Genomic DNA, 25,620 nt, shown 5'->3' on the forward strand with positions numbered 1-25,620 from the left:
CCACGGAGGCGCTCACGGCGGCGGCCCGACCGTCGCCGTGGCGCCTTCGATGACCACTTCCAGGCACTCGCGGAACAGGTCGTCGACGGTGCGGCCGGGCTGGAAGTACTCGGTCACGGCGGCCACCACGGTCGGGTGCTGCTCGGTGAACGTGGCCATGTCGAAGTCCTTGAGCGCGTCCCCCGCCGGGCGGGGGGCCTGCTCTTCGAGGGCGTGGCCGACCGTGAAGCGCTCCACCGTCAAGACGATCACTCGGGCGTGCCGCAACGAGACGCCGCGCGCCACCAGGCTGCTCATCGCCAGTTCGGAGATCGCCGCCATTTTCCGGGAGAGCTGGGCGGTCGAGACGATCCGGGCGCCGTCCGGGTGGGCGAGCAGCGCGCGGCGCAGCCGTTCGGCGAGGCCGATCAGCCAGTCCTGCCAGCGTTCCGCCGGCCCGGGCGGCGACATCTCGCCGAACTCCTCACCCAGGATCGCCTCGGCGATCGCGGTGACCAGGGCCGCCTTGTTGGGCAGGTGCCAGTAGAGCGTCGGCGACTGCACGCCCAGCCGTGCGGCCAGTTTGCGCGTGGTCACGCCGTCGAGCCCTTCGGCGTCCAGCAGCGCGACGGCCTCGGCGATGATCCGCTCCCGGTCCAACGACAAATTCGGCACCTCCCGGTCTCACTCTATCAGTGCTAGGGTCTCCCTATCAGTGATAGAGAGACGGAGGGTGAAGATGATCGACTCGTTCCACGGCTTGCTGCATCGCATTCCCGGGGTCCCGGCCCACGCCGAGCGGCCGGCCGGGCACCAGGGCACGGCCCACCACGGCCGCACCTCGCGGCACCACCCGCCCGCCCGGCCGCCGCGGGTGCTGGTGGCCTGGCAGCGCCGGATCGCCGCCTTCTTCGGCCAGGACCAGTCATGAAGGCCGCGGTGCTGCACGAGGTCGGCGGCATCCCTCGCTTCGAGGACTTCCCGGACCCGGTACCCGGCCCGGACGAAGTGCTCATCGACGTCAAGGCGGTCGCCGTCGAGAACGTCGACAAGCTGATCGCGGCCGGCACGCACTACGCGAGCAAGAAGTACCTCGCGCAGCTGCCGGCGATTCCCGCCTTCGACGGCATCGGCACCCTGCCGGACGGCACCCTCGTCGGGTTCGGCGACCCCCGCCCGCCCTACGGCGCGCTCGCCGAGAAGACCGTGGTGGCGAAGGGCGCGTACGCCCCGATCGCGGAAGGCATCGATCCGGCCGTCGCGACCGTGCTGGGCACGGCCATCACCGGCATGTCCATCACGACCGGCGCGGGTTTCGCGCCCGGCGAGACGGTGCTGATCCAGGGCGCCACCGGGGTCGCCGGGCGGCTCGCGGTCAAGGTGGCCCGGCTGCTCGGCGCCGGCCGGATCGTCGCGACCGGCCGGGACGACGACCAGCTGCGGGAGGTGCAGGCCCTCGGCGCCGACACGGTGATCAACACCGCCGTCCCGGACGACGAACTGGCGCAGGCGTTCACCGACGCCAGGGGAGAGGGCTACGACGTCGTCCTGGACTATCTCTGGGGCCGCCCCACCGAGATCCTGTTGCGCTCACTGGTCCCGGAGTCGTTCGCGTTCCCGAAGCCGACCCGGGTGATCCAGGTCGGCGAGTCGGCGGGCGGCACGCTCACCGTCGCCGCGGAGAGCCTGCGCACGTCCGGGGTCGAGCTCTGCGGCGCGGCCAAGGGACTCGGCCCGGAAACCATGGGCCAGGTCTACGGCCAGGTCGTCACGTGGGCGCAATCCGGCGAGCTCACCTTCGACGTGGCCAGGGTCCCGCTGAGCGACATCGAGACCGCCTGGCAACGCACCGATCTGCGAGGTACCCGGCTGGTCGTGATGCCTTAGTAGCTCACCCGCCTGGCGAGGTGAATGCCTTCAGCCGACGCACGTCCAGGTGGCCGGCACCAGTGTCTGGCCGTCCGCGGACTTGCGCTGCCCCGCGAGCTCACCGGACTCCGTCACCACCCGAACCCATCGTTCGGCGGTGATGTTGCCGGTGAACTCGGCGTCGCGCCACACACCCAGCTCCCGCGCGGTGCCACCGACGGGGGTGTACGAGGCAACCATCAGCCCGTGGGAATTGATCCCGCGCGGGGAGGGACGATCCTGCGCCTCGTACCGGTACACCAGGTTTCCAGCGGCGTCCCACTTGTGCAGGCTGGTGTAGTCGCCGAAGGCCTGGCCGAGGGCGTAACCGCCTTGGAACACCTGGATCTGGAGGTCGGGGGAGCCGGCGAGCTGGTGGGTGGTGCCGTCCGGCGACCACACCGATCCCTTCTCCGTCACCACGTTGCCCGCGTTGTCGATGCCGATGGCCACGTCGTCGGCGACGATCCGGTAGGTGCCCGGCTGGTCCCGTTTCCACACGATGCTGTGGTAGGGACCCGGGAAAACGTAGGAGGTACCGACGATGTCGCCGGAATCGTTGATGCCCTGGGCGAACACGCTGCTCCCGGCGGGGCCGGAAAGCGTCTGGAAAGTGCCGTCGCGGTACACGAAGGCCGAGTCCGAACGCCCGTCGTAGCCCACGATTTCGCCGCTGCCGTTGACCCCGGAAACACTGATGGACGTGCTGGCCGGAGCGTTCACGTCGACGAGTGAGCCGTGGTGCCAGAGCAGCAACCTCCCGTCAGGCGCTTGACCGGCCAGGTAGCCGTCCGAACCCGTGGCCCACACCGCTCCGCTCGTCGCGCCCGCCGGCAACGGCAGGTACGACGGCGTCCAGGTGCACAGATCTTGGGTTCGTGCCTGAGCGGGAACGGCCCCCGCGAAGAGTGTCAACAACACAGCACAAACAACCGTCATACGACGCATTTGTCCCCCCAGGGTCGCCGAAACCGTACCACGCCGGTAAGGATGTTCACCCAAGATCGACTGGCGAATTTCGCCGCGAGCCCTCGGCTTCAGGCGTGGTCTCACTGTCCGATTTGGACACTCTCGCGGATCGGGCGAGGGCGGAGTTCGGTCGGGTGGACGCTCTGCTCTGGTCAGAGCGCCGGCTTGCCCGGCTGGTAGAGCCAGGTGCGGAAGAACGAGTTGAGGTTGCGGTCGGTCACCCGCTCGACGAACTGGATGAACTGCCGCGTCGAGACGTTGCCGTACCGGTGAGCCGTCGGCCACTGCGTGAGCACCTTGAAGAAGGCGCGGTCGCCGATCTTCATCCGCAGCGCCTGCAGTGCCATGGCGCCGCGGTTGTAGACCAGGTCGTCGAAGATGTGATCACGTCCGGGGTCGGCGACTTGGCCGCTCCAGTCCTTTTCGTCGGCGTAGGCCTTCGCGAACGTCTGCTGCACGGGGACGTGGTTGAACTTCTCCTGGTAGAGCCACTCCGAGTAGGTCGCGAAGCCTTCGTTGAGCCAGATGTCCGACCAGTGCACCGGAGTGAGGCTGTCGCCGAACCACTGGTGGCCGAGTTCGTGGGCGAGCAGGTCGCCGTCGACGTCGCTGGTGCTCTGGTCGTAGACCGGCCGGCTCTGCGTCTCGAGGGCGTAGTCGACCCCGACGTCGGCGAGGATGCCGCCGGTCGAGTCGAACGGGTACTGTCCGTACATCGAGGATTCCCACTGGATGACCTGTGCCGTGGTCTGGTTGAACACCTTGCCCTGACCGGGCTTGGTGTCGATCGACTTGCCGATCGCGGTGATGTTCGGCAGGCCGCCGGCCGTCACGCCGCGGGTGACGTCGTAGTCGCCGATCGCGAGCATGCTCAGCTCGCTGGACATCGGCCGGTTCATGGTCCAGCGGAAGGTGGTCTGGTGATCGCGGGTGGTGGTGGGCCCGGGTTCGCCGTTGGCCAGCACGGTGAGCCCGGTCGGCACGGTGATGGTCTGGGTGTAGGTCGCCTTGTCGTCGGTGGTGTCGTTCACCGGGTAGTAGGTCGCCGCGCCGATCGGCTGGTTGAGCGCGACGGCGCCGTCCTTGGTGGCGACCCAGCCGGAGACTCCCAGCGCGGGGTCGTCGATCTTCTGCGGCACGCCGGCGTAGGTCACCGAGACGACGAACGCGCTGCCCTTCCGCAGCCCGTACGGCGGGGTGATCACCAGCTCCTGGGCACCGCTGCGGGTGAAGCCGGCCTTCAGGCCGTTCACCGAGAGCTTGCTGATCGTCAGCGGCCCCTGGAAGTCCAGGTCGAAGCGGGAGAGATCCTGGGTGGCCGCGGCGAAAATCGTCGTGGTCGCGCTGATCGCCTGGGTCCCGGGGCTGTACGCCAGCCGGATGTCGTAGTGGCCGACGTCGTAGCCGCCGTTGCCCATGTCGGGAAAGTACGGATCCCCGGCACCCGGCGCCCCGGGCGAGTACCGCGGCGCTTGTGCTGCCTCCGCTGCCGGGCTGGTCGCGGCCAGCAGACCGGCGGACAGCGCAAAGGAGATGACCAGCAAGCGGCCACGGCTACGGTTGACGCCTCGCATGGGTCCTCCTCGGCAATCATCGACGGTGAAGAGTAGGACCGAACCAAACGCGGATCAAGCCTGGTGAGACGCCCTGGACGTCCGGTTCGGGCGGTTACCGTCACAACGACGATCTCGTCCCGGCGCCGTGACGGCCTACCATGCCCCATGAGTTCGCCGAAGCGGGCGGAGCGGTCTTCGCGTCGAGGGGGTGGCCGTGGGTGTCGAGCAGATGAACCCGTACGAGCGTGATGCGTGGCAGGACATCGAGCGCTGGCGTGAGGAGCGGTTGGCGGTCAACGAGCGCCGTCTGGTGCCGCAGCGCGTTCGTGATGGCCTGACGAAGGGTGGTCAGGTCGCCAAGGGGCGGCTGGAGCACGTGCCTGGCGCGGAACAGCTGACCTCGGTCGTCCACAACTCGATCGACGGATTGCTGACGTTGGTGAACAAGGCCAGCGAAGCGACGCTGCGCCGCAAGGCGGTCGTCGCGGCCTACGCCAAGCGCGGACATGCGGTCAGCGAGCTGAGTGACATCCACCAGCTGGACCTGGCCGACATCGACAAGGCCAAGCCTCGTCTGGGGCTGCGCTACACGGCCTTCAGCGCGGTCGAGGGTGCGGGCGCCGGCCTGGCGGTTTCCGGCGGCGAACTGCTCACGACAGCAGGTGGCGTCGTCGGCGTGGGCGCCGGTGCGGCACCCGGTGCGGGCACGGTCGCCGCGGCGATCGCGGCCGACGCCGTGCTGGTACTGGGTGCGATGACGAGGGCGATCGCCCACACCGCGGCGTACTACGGCTACGACACCGAGTTGCCCCAGGAGCGGGTCTTCGCGCTCGGCATCCTCAGCTTCGGGATGGCCCAGCAGAGCAGCAAGAGCATCGCCTACGTCCAGTTGAACAAGCTCGTGAACGACCTCGCCCGCAGGGCGACGTGGGATCAGCTGAACAAGAACGGCGTCACGCAGATCGTCAAAGCGTTCTATCAGCGATCCGCAACGGAGCTGACGAAGAAGAAGCTCGCACAGGCCGTGCCGGTCCTCGGCATCGCGATCGGCGCCGGACTCAACGCGCGGATGCTGCACAACCTCACCGAGGACGCCGAGCACCTTTACCGCGAGCGGTTCCTGCGCGACAAACACCACCTGGAGACGGTCGACGTCACCGTGAGCAAGAAGGCCGCCGACCTCGATCCGGGCGACGACACGATCCTCATCGCGGAGATCGTCGAGGAAGCGACCACCGACGAGCAGGACACCGACAGCTGACCCGCACGCGGCGCCAATTGCCTTGCCGCACCAGTGATGCGTTCGCGACTGCCGACGGTGGCCGACGAGGCGGACAACCCGGCCGCACCGGCACGCTTCTGGGCGGGCCTGCTCGGCCGGGAGGCCGTCGAGGACGCCGGCGGTGTGCTGCTACCGGGCGGGGAAGACCCACCTCGGCCTGCGGTTCGTACCGGGCCGCGCCGGCCGGCTGGCTGGGCGCGAACCGGGATGCACCTGCACCTGACCAGCACCGACCTGGACGACCAGCGGCACACGGTGGCCGCCACGTCGACGTCGGACAGCGCCCCGAGGAGACGCACGTCGTCCTGACCGACCCGGCAGGTCACCGCGCGGCGGCACGAAACTCGCATGGGACACATAGGACAGCACACCGGCGGCGCCGAACCTGCAACGCTTCGAGCTACTCCCGGCGAACGGCGACCAGCGCGAGGCGGTCGACGAGCTGATCTCCCTCGGCGCCGCCCGGCTCAACACCCGCGACGACGGCACCGTCGTACTGACAAGATCCGGACGGCAACGAGTTCTGCGTGCGGCCGCCGGGTCGCCACCCCAGCCGAGGTGACCACCGCCGGCCCAGAACCCGAGCGTCGCGTCAGGCCCACTGCGCCCGGCGGCGCGCGCACTCCCGCAGTAGGCCAGCACATCGGCCGCCACCGTGCGCGGCATCCAACACCGCAGCGGCCTCGACCGCGTCGGTCGTCAGGCGCTTGGGAACCTCGCGGTGTACGAAAAAACCGCCCAACCTGGAACCGATGTCCCGGTGAGCGGTCTTCGTGAGAAGTGGAGCTAAGGGGACTCGAACCCCTGACCCCTCACTGCCAGTGAGAGCCGGTCATGGTCCTGACCGGCGGCTTTAGTGAATCCGCAGGTCGCCCGAGTCGAGGAGGCCGAGCTCGTGGTGCGCGGCAGCTTCTTCCAACGCGACTTTATTCGCAAGCAGCGCGAGGCCGGTCTCCCGCTACACCTGATCGCACATGAGGACGTAATCGTCATGCGGATTCAGCGAAGGCTCGGGGCAGCGCGACTCTGGTATTCCTGTCGGTTGCACTCGACGCCGCTGCACGATCATGCGCTGATGCCGAGGTACTGACTGCTACTCGGTGCCCGTTCCATCCGCTCGCAGCTCCGACTAACCGTAGGCGTCCTGTGCCTACACCGGTTCTAGGTGCGTCGAGTACGAACGAAATGCAGACGCATTAGCACGTGCATTGGCGCGTGAAGGGAAGAGATCTCCATCACACCATCTGGTGACGGGGTGCATCAAGGTCGCCCAGTTACGCTACGTAGCGTTAGTAAAAGGTGTGATTACTGAGCGGAAGCTTAGGGTATGCAGCTGACGTGAATGACGCGAGCTGAGGTAAATATAACGACGTTGTAGCTGTTCAGGGCGTATTCGACCCCGCTTTCCTATCGGATCTTGATGCATGACCTGCGGCGTAGCTTGTTTGACGTGAGTCATGAGATGGGCTGGCGCACAACACTATGGGGCGTGGCGCTGTGCACAGTCTGTCGGTGTGCCCCTGTAGGGTGCTTGTTTAGCGGATCTCCCGAAGGGCAACTTTCGGTCCTCGCGTGCCACGGCTTACTACTGCGGCACAGGCCTTGCCGGGTCGAGGTCGACTGTAGCTGCAGGGCGATGCGTGAACCCTCTGAGTGGATGCGCCACCTGGCGCTAACACTTTTAGGGTGAAGTCGTAGGTGACCGTGATCCGTCGTCGCCTGATGCGTCGCAACAAGCGCGGAGCGTTGGGGTGGTCTTGCAACAGTGAGGCCCTGACGTGGATGTCAGGGCCTCACGGCTGTACAACGCTTGGCTCGCTGAGGCAACGTTCGTGGTCCGTGTGTCAGCACATGTCAAGTGGCTTCAAGTGAAAACCGAGGAGTCCGTCGTGGCGTACGTGCCGGTACGTCACGACGGATTTCTTGTGTTCAACGCGTGATACCGGCAAGTATCTTAAGTCGAACACCTCATCCAGCGCTGATCGACGAGTCGATCTTCACCTAATCGGTTGTGGCTGGCTGTTCGGCGCAATCATGCTCCATTGACCTGAAGTCGAGTAAGTGACTTGTGTCACGTTATGTCAACGTGATCTTAGCTCCTTGTGTGCAACCATGTACTTTGGGTGAACTTGTCCAGAAGTTGTCACTTGCATCGACGCGTTTCCCGCTGGTACGCGGGTCATCTTTGCTTCTGCGAGTGGTACTAGATTGCTTGGGTGATTGGCGCTGTTTGGATCAACATGCCGAGGTGTCAACAGACTATTGACGTACTGTGTCAATGAAACGTTGACGCTAAGACGGGTTGTTCATGAAATATTCGGCGGCTGAGCTGCAGAAGCTTGCGGGGCGTGCGAGTAGTCTGGCTCGCCGGATCGGCGCGCGCCGCTTCGTGATGCGTCCCGGCAAGCTAACCCAGTTGCTCAACCAGGTTGGCGATCGTAATGCACCACAGGCTGGCCGAGTTGGTGTAGGCGAGGTCGGAGACGCCTTGGAGCTTCTTCCGCTGGCTCAACATCAACTGGAGCAGATTGAACTTCGCCTGATCGCCGAAGCTCGTGATCGAAGGATGAGCTGGGCGGAGATTGCCGAGCGCCTTTCAATGCGTAGCCGGCAAGCTGCTGAGCAGCGGTACTTGCGCCTGAAATCTGCTCACAGCATCTCAGGTGGTGGGCGCGACGTCGTACCAGCTCGAGCTCAGCGGCGGCGGCGCAACGAGCTTCTCGAGCTCGTAGAGGCAAAGCGAACTACGCTCCGTCGTTTGGCAAGGCTGCTGCCGACCGCTCTAGAAGAAGATCTCTACGCAACAGCTACTGGTCCGACTCCGAAGAACGCTGGCCCGACTTGGGATCGACTGCCTGTAGACGAGCGTGCAACGCGACGCGATCACCTCATGGGCCAGCTTGCGCCGCATCTTCGGACGCTTCGGACATCCATCGCGGAGGAAGTTGCAGAGCCATTGGATCTGTTTCTTGCCCTTGGGTACCTGATCGTCCAGCTAGATCGAAATGGCTACCAGTTCGGCAACTTGCCGTCAGAGCTCACGGGATCAATCGACGAGGTTCGGGACGTCATGGCGAAGTTTGGCGCGCGCACCTTTGCCGCTCCGCCGACCACGTCTACCAGGGCGGCAGATAGTCGGTAGCGCGAGAGTGGGTCTGTTAGTCGGGATCGCGCCGTCACGCCAGCCTGGCGCGAACGCGACTCTTTGTAACAGGACGACGTACGCCTCGGCGAAGCCCGCATATCTCTTCTGTGCTGCCTGCCCTACGGCTGCTGAGTTGCTAGCGTCCGCGGAGTTGACTACGAGGAGGCCCTCGGGGGTGTCGTACGGCGACGCCCCCGAGGGCCTGGATTACGCCCCGTCGACAAGTCGGGTGTCATCGTTGTCGGAGCTACCTTGGGATGAGAACTTGCTGTGTCTCGTCGCCCTTGCGCAGGAGCAGGTCCCTGCCCTCATCCACGACCTTCTGGTGAATCAAGAACCCCAAACTGACTAGCCGTCGGAGCGCTTCGGTGATCGTCAGGTTTTCTGAGTCAACCATGTGCTGCAGGGCCTCGGCAGTCGCAGGACCGATATTCACCGTCAGCCGCGTCACGGACCTAGCGTCGGTGGCTAACTTGGCCCGAGCCTTTCGTGGAGGATTCGCAGCTTGTGCTTGCTGGGTCGAATCGGCCATGCGGAACTCCCGTGGTCGCAGTCTTACGCTGGCGGGTGCCGCCGCCAGTCGTCTGTCTTACTTCTGGGATGTTGGTGGCTATAGCCATCGACATCCCAGGGTTGAGTCGGACGCGCGCGGTTGCCGCCACCCGCGTCCGATTGCCAGGTCAGCAGTTGCCGCTGCTAGCACCTGGCGGTCTCGGTGTCAACCTTACCCCGTTGGCTGCGTCAGTATGACACGCCGGTGTATGCAAGTCACCACACTTCCGCACAGTTGCTGCCTGTGAGTCGTGCTATAAGCGCCCCGTGTTACACATGGATACGACTTCTATGCGCATCTAAGGCGCCCTCCCGTGAGGTACGTCGGAAGGCTGGCGTATCCTCGCGTCTCAAAGCTTGGGCATCCGGCTCAAGCCTGACGCCTGAGGGGCTCACGGATGGCGTACCACGGTGGAGAGCAGGACGCGGAGCCGGCAAAGCGGGCGGTGCAGCCACCCATCGTCGATATGCGGTCTGAGTTCGAGACTCCCGCTGACGCTGCGCCGAACCGCGATCTGCCCAAGAACCCTCTGGTGGTTCGTTCGGCTCAGCTCGCCCCCTTGTCAGCTTCGTGCGGGCACGTCGAAGAGCTGGAACGCGCCCACAAGGAGATGGACAGGCTGCGGGATCAGAACCGCCGACTGCACGAGAAGTACGAATCGGTGCGGGCTGAGCGGGATAGTGCTGAGCAGTTCATTGACGACCTGCGGAGCGCTGTCATCGAGGCGCTCGCGAAGGCGCGGGAAGTCTCGCAACGGAAGCTCCCGGGAGTTGACCTTCGAGGCATGATGTCGGAGCTTCCTGCGCTGCCCGCCCGGACGTCCGACAACCCGCCGTTCGACAAACAGGGTGGTCAGCGTGGCAACTAGTGAAGAGACGGCACCCCAAGCCGGCGCACCAACAGATACTGAGACGCAGGCCCGTGCTGACGAAGCGGAGCGAGCCCTTGTGGCGTACGACGCCGAGAACGACGTGCCTGTCGATGCGCAGGGCGGGGGAGTCAGCCTGCAGGTCGTCCCGGTCAAGCCGGACGACCAGCTCCGCAAGTTGCTCGTCTACCTCTTGTTTGGTTTGATTGCGCTCTCCCTAGCCGTAGTTTGCCTTGGTCTTGCGTTTCACTGGTTTGACTCGGAGTTTGGCAAGACGATCATTCAGGTGATCATTGGTCCCGTCGTCGGAGCGCTGACTGCTGTGATCGGTTATCTGTTCGGAGAGCGCAAGCGCGATAGTCGGTGACGGTGAGCCTGTGACTTGAACAGACTGTCCTCTGCGGTGCGTTTTGGCAACGGCGTGCGCTGCGTCGATACGTCTGCGCGTTCCAAGTCGGAGCCGGCTCGATCTCGATAGTGCAACGCTGGGTCCAAAGTCGTCGTGAACGAAACAAACAGCGCAGTCGCGACGACTCTGACTTCGTAGAGTTGTAGCTATGGCTAGGGAAGCGACGGTTTGCCATCTAATCGTGTAGATTCAAGATGACGCGGCGGTAGGCGTGTCGTCGGGAGTGGTAAATGAGTGTCAGCTGGAATTGGATCCGCTGGAAGTGTTCGGCAAGATATGCAGTGCCAGTCGGATAGCGGTTCCGTATTGCAGGACTGGTTGTGGTACTGAACGTCAAGCCAGCAACTGCCTGCTTGTCGCAGGAGGCTCCAGTCCAAGACCCGTCTACGACGGCTGATTTCTGTGAGTCCCTGTCGCGGTTGTCCGAGCTGAAGGATCTTGATCGGACGTTTGCTGATCTAGCTGACTCGGCTACGGCAGATTCTGCAAAGTCGAAAGTTAGTCGAGCCGCTTCGGAACTGTGAAAAATTGTTCGGCTGCTGATGTGTCACTTTTGTCGAAGTCTGACGCAGCAGTCACAGTATTGGGTGACCTGGCGGCGAAGGGCATCATGGATGATGCTGGGCTCTGGCGTCCAGTTCAGCTCTAGTGAATCTGGGCGGTGAGGTCGAATTAGCATGCCATTTCCAATAGGCTGACCCGACTGCTGATAGTATCTCTTGATGCAGTCGTGGCTGCTGGGATGGTGTGCACCCCCGCAGTGGCTGGGCCGGCGCCAGGTCTGCGTGCCACGGATACCGCCCGGGCAGTGCGCCTGGCGTCTGTCCTGTTGACGCGTGTATTTACGAGAATGTAATCTCGCTTCGGAATACGCAGGCTGTTCCGATTAATATGACGCTGGTGGGGAAAGTGGGCCAGATCGCGCGCGAGTGGAGATCAATCACGCAATGCCTGTGGAGATAACACAGTTCAAATATGGCGACCCGCTGATCCTGACGCCTGGTGATGTTCTGCGTGTTCCGGTGGGTGACAACTTCTCCGGTGCGGCGTCGGAGAGCAGAAGCGAGAGGCATTTGATGATGCTGTCCACGGTGGTCTTCGCCAGACCAGAGGCGCGGAGCTTCTTCTCCCAGGTGCGGATGCCGAGGTTGGTGAGTTCGGTGAAGGCGGTGTTGTCCAATTGGGGGAAGCTGCGGTAGTTCTCTTCGGTACGTTGGTCGATGTCGAGGGAGTCGAACCAGGCGGGGGCGAATTCGGCGATGGTGGTGCGGCTGTCTTCGGGGTCGATCCAGGTGCCGGTGCGTTGTTCGTGGAGCATGGTGCTGCTGTGATTCTCGGCGGCGGTGGCGTTGGGGAAGCCGGAGATGGCGCCTTTGGTGCCGTCTGTGCGGCGGTAGCGGACTCGCCAGGTGTCGTCGCCGACGGGTTCGGTCCAGGGCACGGTGAACTCCTGCGTTGTGGTGAGGGGTCGCGTTGTGGTGCGTGTCCAGGACCGCTCCATAGGCGACAGAGGGGAAGCTGATTCGGCGAAGAACCTCGGTGTGTGACCGGATCGGGTGCTAGCGACGAGTTCGACGGCGTCGGCCTGGCCGGCTCGGAGCCTGGTTCCGGTGACTCGGTCCGCGGCGGCCGGCGGCGACGATGGCGCGGAGGTCTTCGTCGGTGAAGCGCAGGTGCTTGCCGACGAAGGTGCACGGGATGAGGTGCGACGGAGCCACGACTCGCCAATGGCCAACCGCTCAGCCGCGGCGGCCGCATCGAGGCTGGTTCGAGGCAGGTGCCGGAAGTTACGGTTGATGCTGCGGAGGTGCGCGTCAGAGAACCTTTGGTGATTCACCTGTTCGGGGGGCGCTGTTGGGGCACTTTTCGTGACCCCATTTCGCCGCTGCCAGCGCGGTGCCCCAGCTACTCGCCGGTAGCTGAACTTCTTCTTGACGAAACTCAAAGTTCGCTGGAACGAAAAAACCGCCCAACCTGGAACCGATGTCCCGGTGAGCGGTCTTCGTGAGAAGTGGAGCTAAGGGGACTCGAACCCCTGACCCCCTCACTGCCAGTGAGGTGCGCTACCAGCTGCGCCATAGCCCCGAGGCGAAGGTGAACTCCGCATCTCGTATGGCCATACAGTACACGCCGCCTCGGCGCCTCCAACGCGGGGGTGCCTGCAAGGTCACCAACTAGAGCCCAGCCTCGTGACCTGCAGTTTTAGGACTTATTTTTAGGCGTGTATTGACTCCCGGTGTGTCCGCCGTTACATTTTCGGCGGTTGTGACGCCGAGGTCCCCGCCCGTTACGCCGCGTCTACCCCTAGACCGGGCACGCCTCTGCCGTTTCCTGCTCGAAGGTTGCCGCGTGTGCGGCGGAGGAGGTTTCGCATGAAGACGAGACGGCGGGTGATGACGCTGCTTTCCGCGGCGTTCGTCCTGGTCGGGAGCGCGATCGCCGTGGCGGCGCCGGCGGCTCAGGCCGCGATCACCCCGGACGGGTGGTACACGGTCGCCGCAGTGAACAGTGGGAAGTGCGTTGACGCGCGGGCCGCGGCCAGTGCCAACGGGACCGTCGTGCAGCAGTACTCCTGTAACTCCTCAGCTTCTCAGGAGTGGCAGTTCCAGTCGACCGGTGACGGCTACTTCCGGGTCAACACCCGCAACAACCCGGCCGCGGCCTGGGACATCACCAACGTCTCGACCGCCGACGGCGGGCTCGTGCAGCTCTGGACCTACTCGAGCGGCCTCAACCAGCAGTGGCAGGCCGTCGACGAAGGGAGCGGGCGGTACCACTTCGTGAACCGCAACAGCGGGAAGTGCCTCGACGTCCCGAGCGCCTCCGTGGCGGACTCCGTCCAGCTTCAGCAGTACTCGTGTAACAGCACCACCGCGCAGTCGTTCACACTTACCCCCGTGGGTGGCACGACTCCTCCGACCTCCGGGCAGCCGGACCTCGGCCCGAACGTGGTGATCTTCGACCCGTCGATGTCGAGCTCCAGCATCCAGAGCCGGCTCAACAGCATCTTCAGCCAGCAGGAACGCAACCAGTTCGGCAGCCAGCGCTACGCCGTGATGTTCAAGCCGGGCACGTACTCCAACGACGTGAACGTCGGCTTCTACACGCAGGTCCTCGGCCTCGGGCTCAGCCCGGACGCCGTGACGATCAACGGCGCCGTGCACGTCGAGGCCGACTGGTTCCCGCCGCAGAACGCGACGCAGAACTTCTGGCGCGGCGCCGAGAACCTTTCGGTGAACCCGACCGGCGGCGCCGACCGCTGGGCCGTCAGCCAGGCCGCGCCGTACCGCCGCATGCATGTCCGCGGTGACCTGCAGCTCGACGACGGCGGGTGGGCCAGCGGCGGCTGGATCTCCGACTCGAAGATCGACGGCCAGGTCCGCTCCGGCTCGCAGCAGCAGTGGATCTCGCGCAACTCGCAGTTCGGCAGCTGGAACGGCTCGAACTGGAACATGGTCTTCGCCGGCGTCCAGGGTGCTCCTTCGAACACCTTCCCGTCGCCGCCGTACACGACCGTCGCCCAGACGCCGGTCACGCGCGAGAAGCCGTTCCTCTACATCGACAACGCCGGGAACTACCAGGTGTTCGTCCCGAGCGTGAAGACCAACGCGTCCGGCACGAGCTGGGCCAACGGCACCGCGCCCGGCAGCTCGATCCCGATCGACCAGTTCTACATCGCCAAGCCCGGCGCGTCCGCCGCGGACATGAACGCCGCGCTGGCCGCCGGGAAGAACCTGCTGGTCACGCCCGGTGTCTACCACCTCAACCAGGCGCTGCACGTGACCCGGCCCGACACCGTCGTGCTCGGCCTCGGCATCGCCACCGTGGTGCCGGACAACGGCGTCACGGCGATGAACGTCGACGACGTCAACGGCGTGAAGGTGGCCGGCCTGCTCATCGACGCGGGCACGACCAACTCGAACACGCTCATGCAGGTCGGTGCGGCCGGCTCGACCGCCGACCACTCGGCCGACCCGACGTCGCTGCACGACGTGTTCTTCCGGATCGGCGGCCCGGCCGTCGGCAAGGCGACCAACAGCCTGGTGGTGAACAGCAACAACGTGATCGGCGACCACATGTGGATCTGGCGCGCCGACCACGCCGACAACGGCAACAACGTCGGCTGGGGCACCAACACGGCCGACACCGGGCTGACGGTCAACGGCAACAACGTGACGATGTACGGCCTGTTCGTCGAGCACTACCAGAAGACGCAGGTCGTCTGGAACGGCAACGGCGGCCGGACGTACTTCTTCCAGAACGAGATGCCGTACGACGTGCCGAACCAGGCGGGCTGGATGAACGGGTCCACGAAGGGCTACTCCGCCTACAAGGTGGGCCCGAACGTGACCAGTCACGAGGCGTGGGGGCTGGGCAGCTACTGCTTCTTCAGCACCAACCCCTCGGTCGCCAGCGCGCACGCCTTCGAGGCGCCGAACACGCCTGGTGTCAAGTTCCACGACATGGTGACCGTCTCCCTCAACTACCAGGGGACGATCACCCACGTGATCAACACCACCGGTGACACCACCCCGCAGGGGACGAAGCCGGTCAACCTGGTCAGTTACCCCTGATCAACCGGCGTGCGCCGTGGTGGCGGCCGCGGCGCACGCCGGTCCTCACGCTTCGTGAATTCCTCCGCAAGAACCCGCTGGTCAAGATAGCTGGCAACCGCCAAAAGTGTGATTACGCGACGTGCATGCGTACGGATGTACGTATTCACGCTCAGGACCAAGATCGTTCACCTTGCTCAGGGAGCGTTGCCCTCCGCACAGCCACCCGGGCAACGGAGGACGTAGCAAGTGAACAGACGTTTCGCGGCTCTCACCGCGGCGGTCGCCGCGGCCGCCCTCGTATCGGCCGCCTGCGGCGGCGCTTCCGGTGACACCAAGGACGCCGCGAGCGGGGCCGCCACGGCGAAGTCCGCCGCCGACCTCGGCGGCCTGGACAAGCTCGTCGAGGCCGCCAAGAAGGAAGGCACGCTCAACGTCATCGCCCTCCCGCACGACTGGGCGAACTACGGCGAGCTCCTCGACGCCTTCAAGAAGAAGTACGGCCTCAAGGTCACCGAGGCGAACCCCGAGGGTTCGAGCCAGGACGAGGTCAACGCCGTCAAGCAGCTCAAGGGCCAGGACCGCGCCCCCGACGTGCTCGACCTCGGCAGTGCCTTCGCGCTGACCGCGGCCCAGGACGACCTGCTCGCGCCCTACAAGGTCGCGACCTTCGCCGACGTCCCGGACGCGCAGAAGGACGCCGACGGCCAGTGGGTCAACGACTACGGCGGCTACATCTCCATCGGCTACGACGCCAAGAAGGTGCCGAACCCGCCGAAGTCCTTCGCGGACCTCAAGAAGCCGGAGTACGCAGGCAAGATCGCGCTCAACGGCGACCCGACGAAGGCGGGTGCGGCGTTCGCCGGCGTCTACGCCGCGGCGCTGGGCAACGGCGGTTCGTTCGCCGACATCAAGCCCGGCATCAGCTACTTCGGCGACCTCAAGAAGTCCGGCAACTTCATCCCGGTGCAGGCCAGCGCGGCCACCGTGGAGAGCGGCCAGACCCCGATCACGCTGGACTGGGACTACCTGCAGGCCGGCTACGCGAAGAAGCTCGAGGGCAAGGTCGACTGGAAGGTCGCGGTCCCGGCCGACGGCGTCTACTCGAACTTCTACTGCCAGGCGATCAGCAAGACCGCCCCGCACCCGGCCGCCGCGCGGCTGTGGCAGGAGTTCCTGTTCTCCGACGAGGGCCAGAACCTCTTCCTGAAGGGCCTTTCGCGCCCGGCGCGGCTGCCCAAGATGGAGACGGCGGGCACCGCGGACAAGGCGTCGCTCGCGGCCCTGCCGCAGATCCCCGGCGACACGAAGTTCCCGACCAACGACCAGATCGACGCGGCCAAGAAGGTCGTCGCGGACGAGTGGGCGAAGGCCGTCGGCTGACGTGACGGCCGAAACGCTGACCACGGCGGCAGGCGCGTCATCGCCTGCCGCCGTGCCCGTGCGCCCCGGGTTCGCGCGGCGCGTGCTCACATGGGTGACCGGCCACCTCGGCCTGGTCCCCTTCCTCGCCTACACCGGCGTCTTCCTCGGCGCGCCGGTGGTGATGGTCGCGGTCGGTGCTTTCCAGGACAACGACGGCGCGTTCACCACCGGCAACCTCGGCGCGGCCTTCAAGGACCAGTTCGGCCGCTCGTTCGTGACGTCCATCGAGCTGTCCGCGCTGACCGCCGTCCTGGGCGCCGTGCTCGGCGCGCTGCTCGCGCACGCCGTGCTCGGGTCCAAGCCGGACGGCCTGCTGCGCAAGATCGTCTCCAGCGCGGCCGGGGTGCTCGCCAACTTCGGTGGCGTGCCGCTGGCGTTCGCGTTCATCGCGACGCTCGGCAGCATCGGCATCGTCACCAAGGCGCTGACCGGCCTGGGCCTCGACCTCTACGCGTCCGGGTTCAGCCTGTTCAGCTTCAGCGGCATCGCCATCGTCTACGTCTACTTCCAGATCCCGCTGATGGTCATCGTGTTCACCCCGGCTCTGGAGGGCATGCGCGCGCAGTGGCGCGAGGCGGCGGAGAACCTCGGCGCGACGCGTGCGCAGTACTTCCGGCTCATCGCCGTCCCGGTGCTGCTGCCGCCGTTCCTGGCTTCGACGTTGTTGTTGTTCGCCAACGCGTTCAGCGCCTACGCCACCGCGTACGCGCTGACCACCGGCATCATCCCGCTGGTGCCGATCCAGATCGGCTCGCTGGTCTCCGGCAACGTCGTGGCCGACCAGCAGAACCTCGGGAAGGCGCTTGGCCTCGGCATGATCGTCGTGGTCGCGGTCGTGATGGCGTTCTACTCGTGGATGCAGCGGCGCGCGTCGAGGTGGCTCGGATGACGAACAAGTGGGGCCGCTGGAGCATTCTCACCCTGTTCGGGCTGTACTTCCTGGTGCCGATGGCGGCGTCGGTCGAGTTCAGCCTCCGCGACGTCAACGACACGCACAGCTTCGCCTCCTGGGGCAAGCTGCTCGACGAGCCGAGCCTGTTCGAGACGCTCGGGACGTCGCTCTGGGTCGCCGCCGGCACGGTCGCGCTGACGCTGCTGATCATGGTCCCGACGGTCAGCTGGGTGCACCTGCGCAAGCCGAAGCTGCGCCGGCTGATGGAGGGGATCAGCCTGCTGCCGCTGGTCATCCCGCCGATCGTGCTGGTCAACGGCGTCCTCGTGGTGTTCGCCGACGCACCCGAGGTGATCAACGGGACGCCGGTGATCCTCGTGCTCGAGTACGTCGTCCTGGCGCTGCCGTTCACCTACCGCACGCTCGACGCGGGCCTGCAGGCGATCGCGCTGCTGACGCTCGTCGAGGCCGCGCGCAGCCTCGGCGCCGGCTGGGGAACCGTGCTGCTGCGGGTGATCGTGCCCAACATCCGCAGCGCGGTGTTCGGCGCCGCGTTCCTCAACCTGGCGCTGGTACTCGGCGAATACACCCTGGCCAGCATCCTGCTGATGGACACCTTTCCCGTGTGGACGGTCCAAACCGGACAGTCCGAGGCCGGGGTGTCGGTCGCGGTGTCGCTGTTCAGCCTGTTCGTCGCCTTCCTGTTGCTGTTCGTCCTGTCCGTGGTGGCGGGTCGCCGCCGTCTCGAGCGAGGAATCGCCTGATGATCGAAACCAAGACCGGCGCCTCCGTCGAGTTCCGCGGCCTGCGCCGCGAGTTCGGCGAGGTCAAGGCCCTCGACGGCCTGAACCTGCTGATCGAGCCCGGCGAGCTGGTCGCCCTGCTCGGCCCGTCCGGCTGCGGCAAGACGACGGCGTTGCGCGTGCTCGCCGGGCTGGAGCAGGCCGACGCGGGCGAGGTGCTCGTCGACGGCTCCGACGTCGTCGGCGTGCCGGCGAACAAGCGCGACATGGGCATGGTGTTCCAGGCCTACAGCCTGTTCCCGAACCTGACCGTGCTCGACAACGTCGCGTTCGGCCTGCGGTTGCGCGGCCAGGGCACGGCTACGCGGCAGAAGCGCGCGCAGGAGCTGCTGGAGCTGGTCGGGCTCGACACCCACGCCAAGCGCTACCCGCACCAGCTCTCCGGCGGCCAGCAGCAGCGCGTCGCGCTCGCCAGGGCACTGGCCATCGAGCCGCGCGTGCTGCTGCTCGACGAGCCGCTGTCCGCGCTCGACGCCCAGGTCCGCACCCAGCTGCGCGACGAGATCCGGCGGCTGCAGCTGCGGGTCGGCATCACCACGCTGTTCGTCACGCACGACCAGGAGGAAGCGCTGTCCATCGCGGACCGCGTCGGGGTGATGAAGTCGGGACGCCTGGAGCAGTGCGACACCCCGGCCGCGTTGTACGCGCGCCCGGCGACGGCGTTCGTCGCGGAGTTCGTCGGCACGATGAACCACCTCGCGGGCACGGTCACCGGCAGCGGCGCCGAGGTCGACGTCGCCGGGCAGCGGCTGAAGCTGGCCGAGCCGGGGGAGCGGCCGGACGGCGCGGCCGTGCGCGTGCTGGTCCGGCCCGAATCGGTGACACTCGAAGCCGGCGGTCCGGCCCGGATCACCGACCACAGCTTCCGCGGCGCGGTCACCCGCCTCACCGCGGTGCTCCCGGACGGCACGACGGTGCTGGCGGACCTGCCCAGCGTGACGGCCGCGGAGCTGCTGCCGGGCACGACGGCGGACGTCGGCTTCGGCAGCCGTCCGGTCCTGCTCGCCTCGGAAGGGTAGGGCCACCGGCCACTGTGGACCCGTGGCCCGAACGGGTGGTGAACCGCGCCAGGCGCCCGAACTGCCGCGATACTGGGCGTCCCGGAGTGCAAAGGAGCGGGACATGACCGCCTTCGGAATCGTCGTCGAACCTCGCCAGGCCTGGCCGCTCACCGCCGTGCGCGGGGTGTTCGCCGTGCTGTTCGGGATCTTCGCGCTCGTCTGGCCGGGCGCGACCGTGCTGGTGCTCGCGATCCTCTACGGCGTCTACGCGATCGTGGACGGCATCGGCGGGCTGATGCAGGCGTTCCGGCCGGGCGACGGCGCGCACCGCGCCGCGTACGGCGTGCTGGGGGTGCTCGGCATCCTCGCCGGGATCCTGGTGCTGGTGTGGCCGGGCATCACGGTGCTGCTGCTGGCGCTGCTGGTCGGCCTGTGGGCGATCGTCACGGGCATCGCCGAGATCGCCGCGGCGATCCGCCTGCGCAAGCAGATCCAGGGCGAGGCGTTCCTCATCCTGGCCGGCGTGATCTCCGTGCTCGCGGGCATCCTCATCGTGATCAACCCGATCGCGGGCGCGTACGGCGTCGCGCTGCTGGTCGGCATCTACGCGCTGATCTACGGCATCGTGCTGCTCGTGCTGGCCTTCCGGCTGCGCAAGATCGCGAACACGCCCGCCGCGGCCTGAGTACCGTGCGGGGATGTGACCCGCGAACTGGTGGTGCTGGGCACCGCGAGCCAGGTGCCCACGCGCCACCGCAACCAGAACGGCTACCTCCTCCGCTGGGACGGCGATGGTCTCCTCTTCGACCCCGGCGAGGGAACCCAGCGGCAGATGGTGCACGCCGGCGTCGCGGCCACGGACGTCACGCGGATCTGCGTCACGCACTTCCACGGCGACCACAGCCTCGGCCTGTCCGGGGTGATCCAGCGGCTGTCGCTGGACAAGGTGCAGCACACCGTGCACGCCCACTTCCCGGCGTCCGGCGCGCACTACTTCGAACGGCTGCGGCACGCGACGTCGTTCTACGAGACCGCCGACCTGCGGGAGCAGCCGGTCGAGGCCGACGGCCCGATCGCGTCGGGCCGGTTCGGCGTCCTCGAAGCGCGGCTGCTGAGTCACCCGGTCGAGGCCTTCGGCTATCGGCTCATCGAGCCGGACGGCCGGACCATGCTGCCCGAGCGGCTGCGCGAACACGGCATCAAGGGCCCCGACGTCGGCAAGCTCATGCGGGACGGGCAGCTCGGGACCGTGCGCCTCGACGACGTCAGCGTGCCCCGGCGCGGCCAGCGGTTCGCGTTCGTCATGGACACCCGGCTCTGCGACGGCGTCTACGCCCTCGCCGAGGACGCGGACATGCTCGTGATCGAGTCGACCTTCCTCGCCGAGGACACCCGGCTGGCCCGTGACTTCGGCCACCTGACCGCGCAGCAGGCGGCCCGCGTCGCCGCCGAGTCCGGCGTCCGGCAGCTCGTGCTGACCCACTTTTCGCAGCGCTACCCCGAGCCGCGGCGGTTCTTCGACGAAGCGCGGGCCGAGTTCGACGGCGAGATCGTGGTGGCCCAGGACCTGGAGCGGGTCCAGGTGCCGAAACGCCGGTCCTCCCCAGCGAGCCGCCTCGCGCCGTAGGCTGCAAGACGTGAGCCAGCCGATCCTGATGACCGTCGACGACGATCCCGCCGTGTCCCGCTCGGTCGCCCGCGACCTGCGGCGGCGCTACGGCAAGGACTACCGCGTCATCCGCGCCGACTCGGGCGCCGACGCCCTCGACGCGCTGCGCGAGATCAAGCTGCGCGGCGACGCCGTCGCGGCGATCCTCGCCGACTACCGGATGCCGCAGATGGACGGCATCGCCTTCCTCGAGAAGGCGATGGACCTGTTCCCGCACGCCCGCCGTGCCCTGCTGACCGCCTACGCCGACACCGACGCCGCGATCCAGGCGATCAACGTCGTCGACGTCGACCACTACCTGCTCAAGCCGTGGGACCCGCCGGAGGAGAAGCTCTACCCGGTGATCGACGCGCTCGTCGAGACCTGGAAGGCCGTCGGCGACAAGCCGGTCGAAGAGGTCAAGCTCATCGGCCACCGCTACAACTCGCCGTCGTTCGACCTGCGCGAGTTCCTCGCGCGCAACGCCGTCCCGTACCGCTGGTACTCCGTCGACGACGACGAGGGCAGGCGCTTGCTCGAGGCCGCCGACGCCGCCGCGTCGGACATCCCGGTGATCGTCACGCCCGACGGCACCGTGCTCAAGCACCCCTCCGGCAGCGAGATCGCGGACGCGGTCGGTTTGTCGACCCGCCCCGCGCAGGAGTTCTACGACCTCGTCGTCATCGGCGGCGGCCCGGCCGGGCTCGGCGCCGCGGTGTACGGCGCGTCCGAGGGCCTGCGCACAGTGCTCGTCGAGAAGAAGGCCACCGGCGGCCAGGCCGGCACGAGTTCGCGCATCGAGAACTACCTCGGCTTCCCCGACGGCGTCTCCGGCGCGCAGCTGACCGACCGGGCGCGGCGCCAGGCGCAGAAGTTCGGCGCCGAGGTGCTGACCGCCCGCGACGTCGTCGGCCTGGAGGCCCGCGGCTCGTCCCGGGTCATCACCTTCGGCGACGGCAGCGAGATCGCCGCGCACTCGGTGATCCTCGCCAGCGGCGTCACCTACCGCGCGCTCGACGCCGAGGGCATCAGCGAGCTGAGCGGCCGCGGCGTCTACTACGGCTCGGCCGCCACCGAGGCGCCCGAGTGCAAGGGCGAGCACGTCTACATCGTCGGCGGCGCGAACTCCGCCGGGCAGGCCGCGGTGTTCTTCTCCCGGCACGCCAGCGACGTCAGCATCCTGGTGCGCGGCGAGTCGCTCGAGTCGTCGATGTCGCACTACCTGATCGAGCAGATCGCCGGCATCGAGAACATCCACGTCCGCACGCACACGACGGTCAAGCAGGCTCACGGCGACGAGCACCTCGAGCGGCTCACGCTCTGCGAGAACGGCGTCACCGAGGAGGTCGACACCGGCCACCTGTTCATCTTCATCGGCGCGGCCCCGCGCACGGAGTGGCTGGGCGACGACCTCCACCGCGACGACCACGGCTTCGTCTGCACGGGCCCGGACCTCCTGGCCGGTGGGCAGCGCCCACGAGGCTGGACGCTGGACCGTGACCCGCATTACCTCGAGTCGTCGATCCCGGGCGTCTTCGTAGCGGGCGACGTGCGGTCCCAGTCGGTCAAGCGGGTGGCCTCCGCGGTCGGCGAAGGCGCGATGGCCGTGACGCTGGTACACCGGTACCTGGAGGAACAATGAGCGCATTGCCGTGGGAAGAGCTTCGCGGCCTCTTCCTGTTCGAACACCTTTCCGAGGACCAGCTCGACTGGATCGCCGACAACGCCGTGCTCGAGGAGTACGAGGGCGACACCGTCGTCATCCGCGAAGGCGACGAAGCGACCTGCTTCTACGTGCTGCTGGGCGGCGCGATCCGGATGACGCGGATGGTCAGCGGCACCGAGGTGGAGACCAACCGGTCCGACCAGCGCGGCGCCTACTTCGGCGCGACGCAGTTCTTCGTGCACCAGGAGAGCGAGCACCGCTACAACGCGACGGTGCGCGCGCTGTCCGACGTCACGTTCCTGACGCTGCCGTCGCGGGAGTTCTCCTTCGAGTTCCGCCGGTGGTTCCCGATGGCGACGCACCTGCTCGAAGGCATGTACCTCGGCTGGCGCAACAGCGACACCGTGATCGGCTCGCGCCGCCGTCTGCTGGCGCTGGGCGAGCTGTCGGCGGGCCTGACGCACGAGCTGAACAACCCGGCCGCGGCCGCCGTGCGGGCGACGTCCGCGCTGCGCGAGCGCGTCGCCGGGATGCGGCACAAGCTGGCCTTCCTGGCGAAGAAGGACATCGATCCCGAGCTGCTCTACCAGCTCATCGACGTCCAGGAGACGCTGGTCAAGCAGGTCGCGCAGGCGGAGAAGCTGACCGCGATGCAGCAGTCCGACCGCGAGGACGAGATCGGCGACTGGTTCGACGAGCACGGCATCGACGGCGGCTGGGACCTCGCCGACATCTACGTCCGCGCCGGGCTGACCACGGCCGACCTGGACCACGTCCTGGAGCAGGTCGGCGACACCTTCATGGACGGCGCCGCCCGCTGGCTCGCCTACGCGCTCGAGACCGAGATGCTGATGGGCGAGATCGAGGACTCGACCACCCGGATCTCGGCGCTGGTCGGCAAGGCCAAGCAGTACTCGCAGATGGACCGGTCGCCGCACCAGTGGGTCGACGTCCACGACGGCCTCGACTCCACGCTCGTGATGCTCGCGGGCAAGATCGGCGACGGCGTCCGCGTCGTCAAGGAGTACGACCGGAGCCTGCCGAAGATCCCGGCGTACGCGGCCGAGCTCAACCAGGTCTGGACGAACGTCATCGACAACGCGCTGGGCGCGATGGGCGGCGAAGGCACGCTCACGCTGCGCACGTGGGGCGTCAACGACCAGGTGCGCGTCGAGATCGGCGACACCGGCCCGGGCATCCCGGAGGACATCAAGGGACGGATCTTCGAGCCGTTCTTCACGACCAAGGCGGTCGGCGAGGGCACCGGGCTGGGCCTGGACATCTCGTGGAAGATCGTCGTCGAGCGGCACCAGGGCGACCTGCGTGTCGAGTCCGAGCCGGGGAACACACGGTTCGAGGTGTGCCTCCCGACCGAAGAGCAGGCCTCCCTCTGATGGCCACCGTCCCGACGGTCACGACCGAGCTCGGGGCGCTGGTGGGGCTGGCGGGTGACGGCGTCCGCAGGTGGCGCGGGATCCCGTACGCCCGGCCGCCGGTCGGCGAGCTGCGGTGGAAGGCGCCGCAGCCGCCTTCGCTCTCGGGTGGCGTGCACGTCGCGGCCGACTACGGGCCGCACGCGATGCAGTCGCCGGACCCGATGAACCCGCAGGCGGTCTGCGACGAGGACTGCCTGTACCTCAACGTTTGCACGCCGGAAGAGCCCGCGCCCGAGGGCGGCTACCCGGTGCTGTTCTGGCTGCACGGCGGCGGTTACCGCGTCGGTCACGGTGAACAGCTCGGTGACGGCGAAGAGTTCGCGCGTGCCGGGATCGTGGTCGTCACGATCAACTACCGCCTCGGCTCGCTCGGGTTCCTGCACCTCGCCGGGATCTTCGGCGAGTCCGAGGCGGACGCCGGCGTGGGCGGCCTGCTCGACCAGATCGCCGCGCTGAAGTGGGTGCGCCGCAACATTTCCGCGTTCGGGGGCGACCCGTCGCGGATCACCGTCTACGGCGTCTCGGCGGGCGCGAAGAGCGTCGGGAACCTGATGGGCAGCCCGCTCGGCGCGGGGCTGTTCGCGCAGGCGATCAGCAGCAGCGGCGGCGCGGACCACGTGGCGACGCCGGAAACCGGCACCGTGCTGGCCCGTCGGCTGCTCGACGAGGTCGGCTGCCACGACGCCGAATCGCTGCGGGCGTTGCCCGCCAAGGAGTTCGTCGAGGCGCAGGAACGGATCCTCACCGGTTTCCAGGCCCTGTGGCTGTGGCGCCCGACGCTGCACCCCCGCGTGCTGCCCGAGGTGCCGGTCGGGCCGATCCGCCGCGGCAGCGCGGCCGGCGTCCCGCTGCTGGTCGGCTGCAACAGCAACGAAGGCAGCACGTACGCGATGATGCTGGGTGACGACATCGCGACGGCGCCCGCGGAGGACGTGCTCACGCAAATCCTTGGGGTAGAAGGAACTTCACAGCTGCTGGAGACCTACCTCCACCGCGTCCCCGACCTCAAGTCCGCGAAGATCGCCGCGATGGGCGACGAACGTTACGGCGTTCCGACGCAGCGCCTCGCCGACGCACAGTCTGCGCACGCCCCCGTTTACCGCTACCGCATCGACATCGCGGCACCCGGGGTGCCCGAACAACTCGACGGCGGGCACGGCACCGAGACGACGATGGCGTGGAAGACCCCGTTGCCGCTGTTCGCGCAGGCGTCCGACGTGAACCCGGCCCGCGAGCGCGCGGCGTTGCTCATTCACCGGTGCTGGGTGCGGTTCGTGCACGACGGCGTCGCGTCCGCCGACGGCCCCGACTGGCCGCGCTACGGTCCGGAACTGCGTCCGGTGATGGTTTTCCGGGAAGACACGGACTTGGTGCTCGATCCACGTGCCGAAGAGCGAAAGGCTTGGGGCGACACCGAATGGGCGTCCGGGACGTGGTTCCCCGCGGTGTGACACTGTTCATCTTTCGTTCACTTCGAACTGGCTCGTCCGCGCGTCAAACGAGTCGAAGGCCCTGAAGGATCGGGCC

General features: G+C 67.1%; 22 protein-coding genes, 1 tRNA gene and 1 pseudogene. 18 read left to right on the forward strand and 6 right to left on the reverse strand.

Going from position 1 to position 25,620, the window contains the following annotated elements:
• Positions 1-12: 12 nt before the first annotated feature.
• Positions 13-645: a TetR/AcrR family transcriptional regulator C-terminal domain-containing protein gene (locus ACIOD2_RS22605; RefSeq protein ID WP_400541130.1), complete on the reverse strand. Its 633-nt coding sequence runs from the start codon at positions 643-645 to the stop codon at positions 13-15.
• A gap of 73 nt (positions 646-718) precedes the next feature.
• Between ACIOD2_RS22605 and ACIOD2_RS22610 the strand changes: the two genes are divergently transcribed.
• Complete coding sequence (locus ACIOD2_RS22610; RefSeq protein ID WP_400541132.1) at positions 719-910, forward strand: hypothetical protein; 192 nt, start codon at positions 719-721, stop codon at positions 908-910.
• The gene (locus ACIOD2_RS22615) at positions 907-1,866 is read left to right on the forward strand and encodes a zinc-binding alcohol dehydrogenase family protein (RefSeq protein ID WP_400541135.1); all 960 of its coding nucleotides are present in this window, start codon (positions 907-909) and stop codon (positions 1,864-1,866) included. Before ACIOD2_RS22610 ends, ACIOD2_RS22615 begins: the two co-directional genes overlap by 4 nt.
• Before the next feature lie 30 nt (positions 1,867-1,896).
• On the opposite strand, the gene ACIOD2_RS22620 is transcribed toward ACIOD2_RS22615, so the two are convergent.
• Both ACIOD2_RS22620 and ACIOD2_RS22625 read right to left on the reverse strand, forming a co-directional pair.
• On the reverse strand, positions 1,897-2,940 hold the full coding sequence (locus tag ACIOD2_RS22620; protein WP_400541138.1) for a hypothetical protein: 1,044 nt from the start codon (positions 2,938-2,940) through the stop codon (positions 1,897-1,899).
• A gap of 68 nt (positions 2,941-3,008) precedes the next feature.
• On the reverse strand, positions 3,009-4,430 hold the full coding sequence (locus tag ACIOD2_RS22625) for a M1 family metallopeptidase (RefSeq protein ID WP_400541141.1): 1,422 nt from the start codon (positions 4,428-4,430) through the stop codon (positions 3,009-3,011).
• 196 nt (positions 4,431-4,626) lie between these two features.
• Here ACIOD2_RS22625 and ACIOD2_RS22630 point away from each other — a divergent pair, with 196 nt between their 5' ends.
• The 4 genes and pseudogenes from ACIOD2_RS22630 (at position 4,627) to ACIOD2_RS22645 (ending at position 8,836) form a co-directional block, all read left to right on the forward strand.
• A complete protein-coding gene (locus ACIOD2_RS22630) occupies positions 4,627-5,673 on the forward strand; it encodes an EcsC family protein (protein ID WP_400541144.1) in 1,047 nt (348 codons plus the stop codon).
• 36 nt (positions 5,674-5,709) lie between these two features.
• The gene (locus tag ACIOD2_RS22635; protein ID WP_400541147.1) at positions 5,710-6,003 is read left to right on the forward strand and encodes a VOC family protein; all 294 of its coding nucleotides are present in this window, start codon (positions 5,710-5,712) and stop codon (positions 6,001-6,003) included.
• A 559-nt stretch (positions 6,004-6,562) separates the two neighbouring features.
• A pseudogene (locus ACIOD2_RS22640) lies at positions 6,563-6,784 on the forward strand (site-specific DNA-methyltransferase); the annotation flags it as partial.
• Positions 6,785-7,996: 1,212 nt separating this feature from the next.
• Complete coding sequence (locus ACIOD2_RS22645; RefSeq protein ID WP_400541150.1) at positions 7,997-8,836, forward strand: hypothetical protein; 840 nt, start codon at positions 7,997-7,999, stop codon at positions 8,834-8,836.
• Between the two features lie 250 nt (positions 8,837-9,086).
• On the opposite strand, the gene ACIOD2_RS22650 is transcribed toward ACIOD2_RS22645, so the two are convergent.
• Positions 9,087-9,290: a hypothetical protein gene (locus ACIOD2_RS22650; RefSeq protein ID WP_400541153.1), complete on the reverse strand. Its 204-nt coding sequence runs from the start codon at positions 9,288-9,290 to the stop codon at positions 9,087-9,089.
• Positions 9,291-9,789: 499 nt separating this feature from the next.
• On the opposite strand from ACIOD2_RS22650, the gene ACIOD2_RS22655 reads away from it, so the two are divergent.
• On the forward strand, positions 9,790-10,260 hold the full coding sequence (locus tag ACIOD2_RS22655) for a hypothetical protein (protein ID WP_400541156.1): 471 nt from the start codon (positions 9,790-9,792) through the stop codon (positions 10,258-10,260).
• Positions 10,250-10,627, forward strand: a complete 378-nt coding sequence (locus ACIOD2_RS22660; protein ID WP_400541159.1) for a hypothetical protein — start codon at positions 10,250-10,252, stop codon at positions 10,625-10,627. Before ACIOD2_RS22655 ends, ACIOD2_RS22660 begins: the two co-directional genes overlap by 11 nt.
• A 982-nt stretch (positions 10,628-11,609) precedes the next feature.
• On the opposite strand, the gene ACIOD2_RS22665 is transcribed toward ACIOD2_RS22660, so the two are convergent.
• Together ACIOD2_RS22665 and ACIOD2_RS22670 are read right to left on the reverse strand one after the other, a co-directional pair.
• The gene (locus tag ACIOD2_RS22665; RefSeq protein ID WP_400541162.1) at positions 11,610-12,110 is read right to left on the reverse strand and encodes a hypothetical protein; all 501 of its coding nucleotides are present in this window, start codon (positions 12,108-12,110) and stop codon (positions 11,610-11,612) included.
• A gap of 571 nt (positions 12,111-12,681) precedes the next feature.
• Positions 12,682-12,754: transfer RNA gene (locus ACIOD2_RS22670), tRNA-Ala, on the reverse strand.
• A gap of 287 nt (positions 12,755-13,041) precedes the next feature.
• Here ACIOD2_RS22670 and ACIOD2_RS22675 point away from each other — a divergent pair.
• The 10 genes from ACIOD2_RS22675 (at position 13,042) to ACIOD2_RS22720 (ending at position 25,544) form a co-directional block, all read left to right on the forward strand.
• Positions 13,042-15,243, forward strand: a complete 2,202-nt coding sequence (locus ACIOD2_RS22675) for an RICIN domain-containing protein (RefSeq protein ID WP_400541165.1) — start codon at positions 13,042-13,044, stop codon at positions 15,241-15,243.
• A gap of 228 nt (positions 15,244-15,471) precedes the next feature.
• A complete protein-coding gene (locus ACIOD2_RS22680; RefSeq protein ID WP_400541168.1) occupies positions 15,472-16,605 on the forward strand; it encodes an ABC transporter substrate-binding protein in 1,134 nt (377 codons plus the stop codon).
• 52 nt (positions 16,606-16,657) lie between these two features.
• The gene (locus ACIOD2_RS22685; RefSeq protein WP_400541171.1) at positions 16,658-17,536 is read left to right on the forward strand and encodes an ABC transporter permease; all 879 of its coding nucleotides are present in this window, start codon (positions 16,658-16,660) and stop codon (positions 17,534-17,536) included.
• Positions 17,533-18,303, forward strand: a complete 771-nt coding sequence (locus tag ACIOD2_RS22690) for an ABC transporter permease (RefSeq protein WP_400541174.1) — start codon at positions 17,533-17,535, stop codon at positions 18,301-18,303. The genes ACIOD2_RS22685 and ACIOD2_RS22690 overlap by 4 nt, the downstream gene beginning before the upstream one ends.
• Positions 18,303-19,361, forward strand: a complete 1,059-nt coding sequence (locus ACIOD2_RS22695; protein WP_400541177.1) for an ABC transporter ATP-binding protein — start codon at positions 18,303-18,305, stop codon at positions 19,359-19,361. Before ACIOD2_RS22690 ends, ACIOD2_RS22695 begins: the two co-directional genes overlap by 1 nt.
• A gap of 103 nt (positions 19,362-19,464) precedes the next feature.
• Positions 19,465-20,028, forward strand: coding sequence for an HdeD family acid-resistance protein (locus ACIOD2_RS22700; protein ID WP_400541180.1), 564 nt, complete (start codon positions 19,465-19,467; stop codon positions 20,026-20,028).
• Positions 20,029-20,043: 15 nt separating this feature from the next.
• A complete protein-coding gene (locus ACIOD2_RS22705; RefSeq protein ID WP_400541183.1) occupies positions 20,044-20,970 on the forward strand; it encodes a ribonuclease Z in 927 nt (308 codons plus the stop codon).
• Positions 20,971-20,980: 10 nt separating this feature from the next.
• A complete protein-coding gene (locus tag ACIOD2_RS22710; protein ID WP_400541186.1) occupies positions 20,981-22,633 on the forward strand; it encodes an FAD-dependent oxidoreductase in 1,653 nt (550 codons plus the stop codon).
• On the forward strand, positions 22,630-24,051 hold the full coding sequence (locus ACIOD2_RS22715; RefSeq protein WP_400541189.1) for an ATP-binding protein: 1,422 nt from the start codon (positions 22,630-22,632) through the stop codon (positions 24,049-24,051). The genes ACIOD2_RS22710 and ACIOD2_RS22715 overlap by 4 nt, the downstream gene beginning before the upstream one ends.
• The gene (locus ACIOD2_RS22720; protein WP_400541192.1) at positions 24,051-25,544 is read left to right on the forward strand and encodes a carboxylesterase/lipase family protein; all 1,494 of its coding nucleotides are present in this window, start codon (positions 24,051-24,053) and stop codon (positions 25,542-25,544) included. Before ACIOD2_RS22715 ends, ACIOD2_RS22720 begins: the two co-directional genes overlap by 1 nt.
• Positions 25,545-25,620: the final 76 nt, after the last annotated feature.

It is taken from the genome of Amycolatopsis sp. NPDC088138, assembly GCF_044741685.1.
Lineage (GTDB): Bacteria > Actinomycetota > Actinomycetes > Mycobacteriales > Pseudonocardiaceae > Amycolatopsis.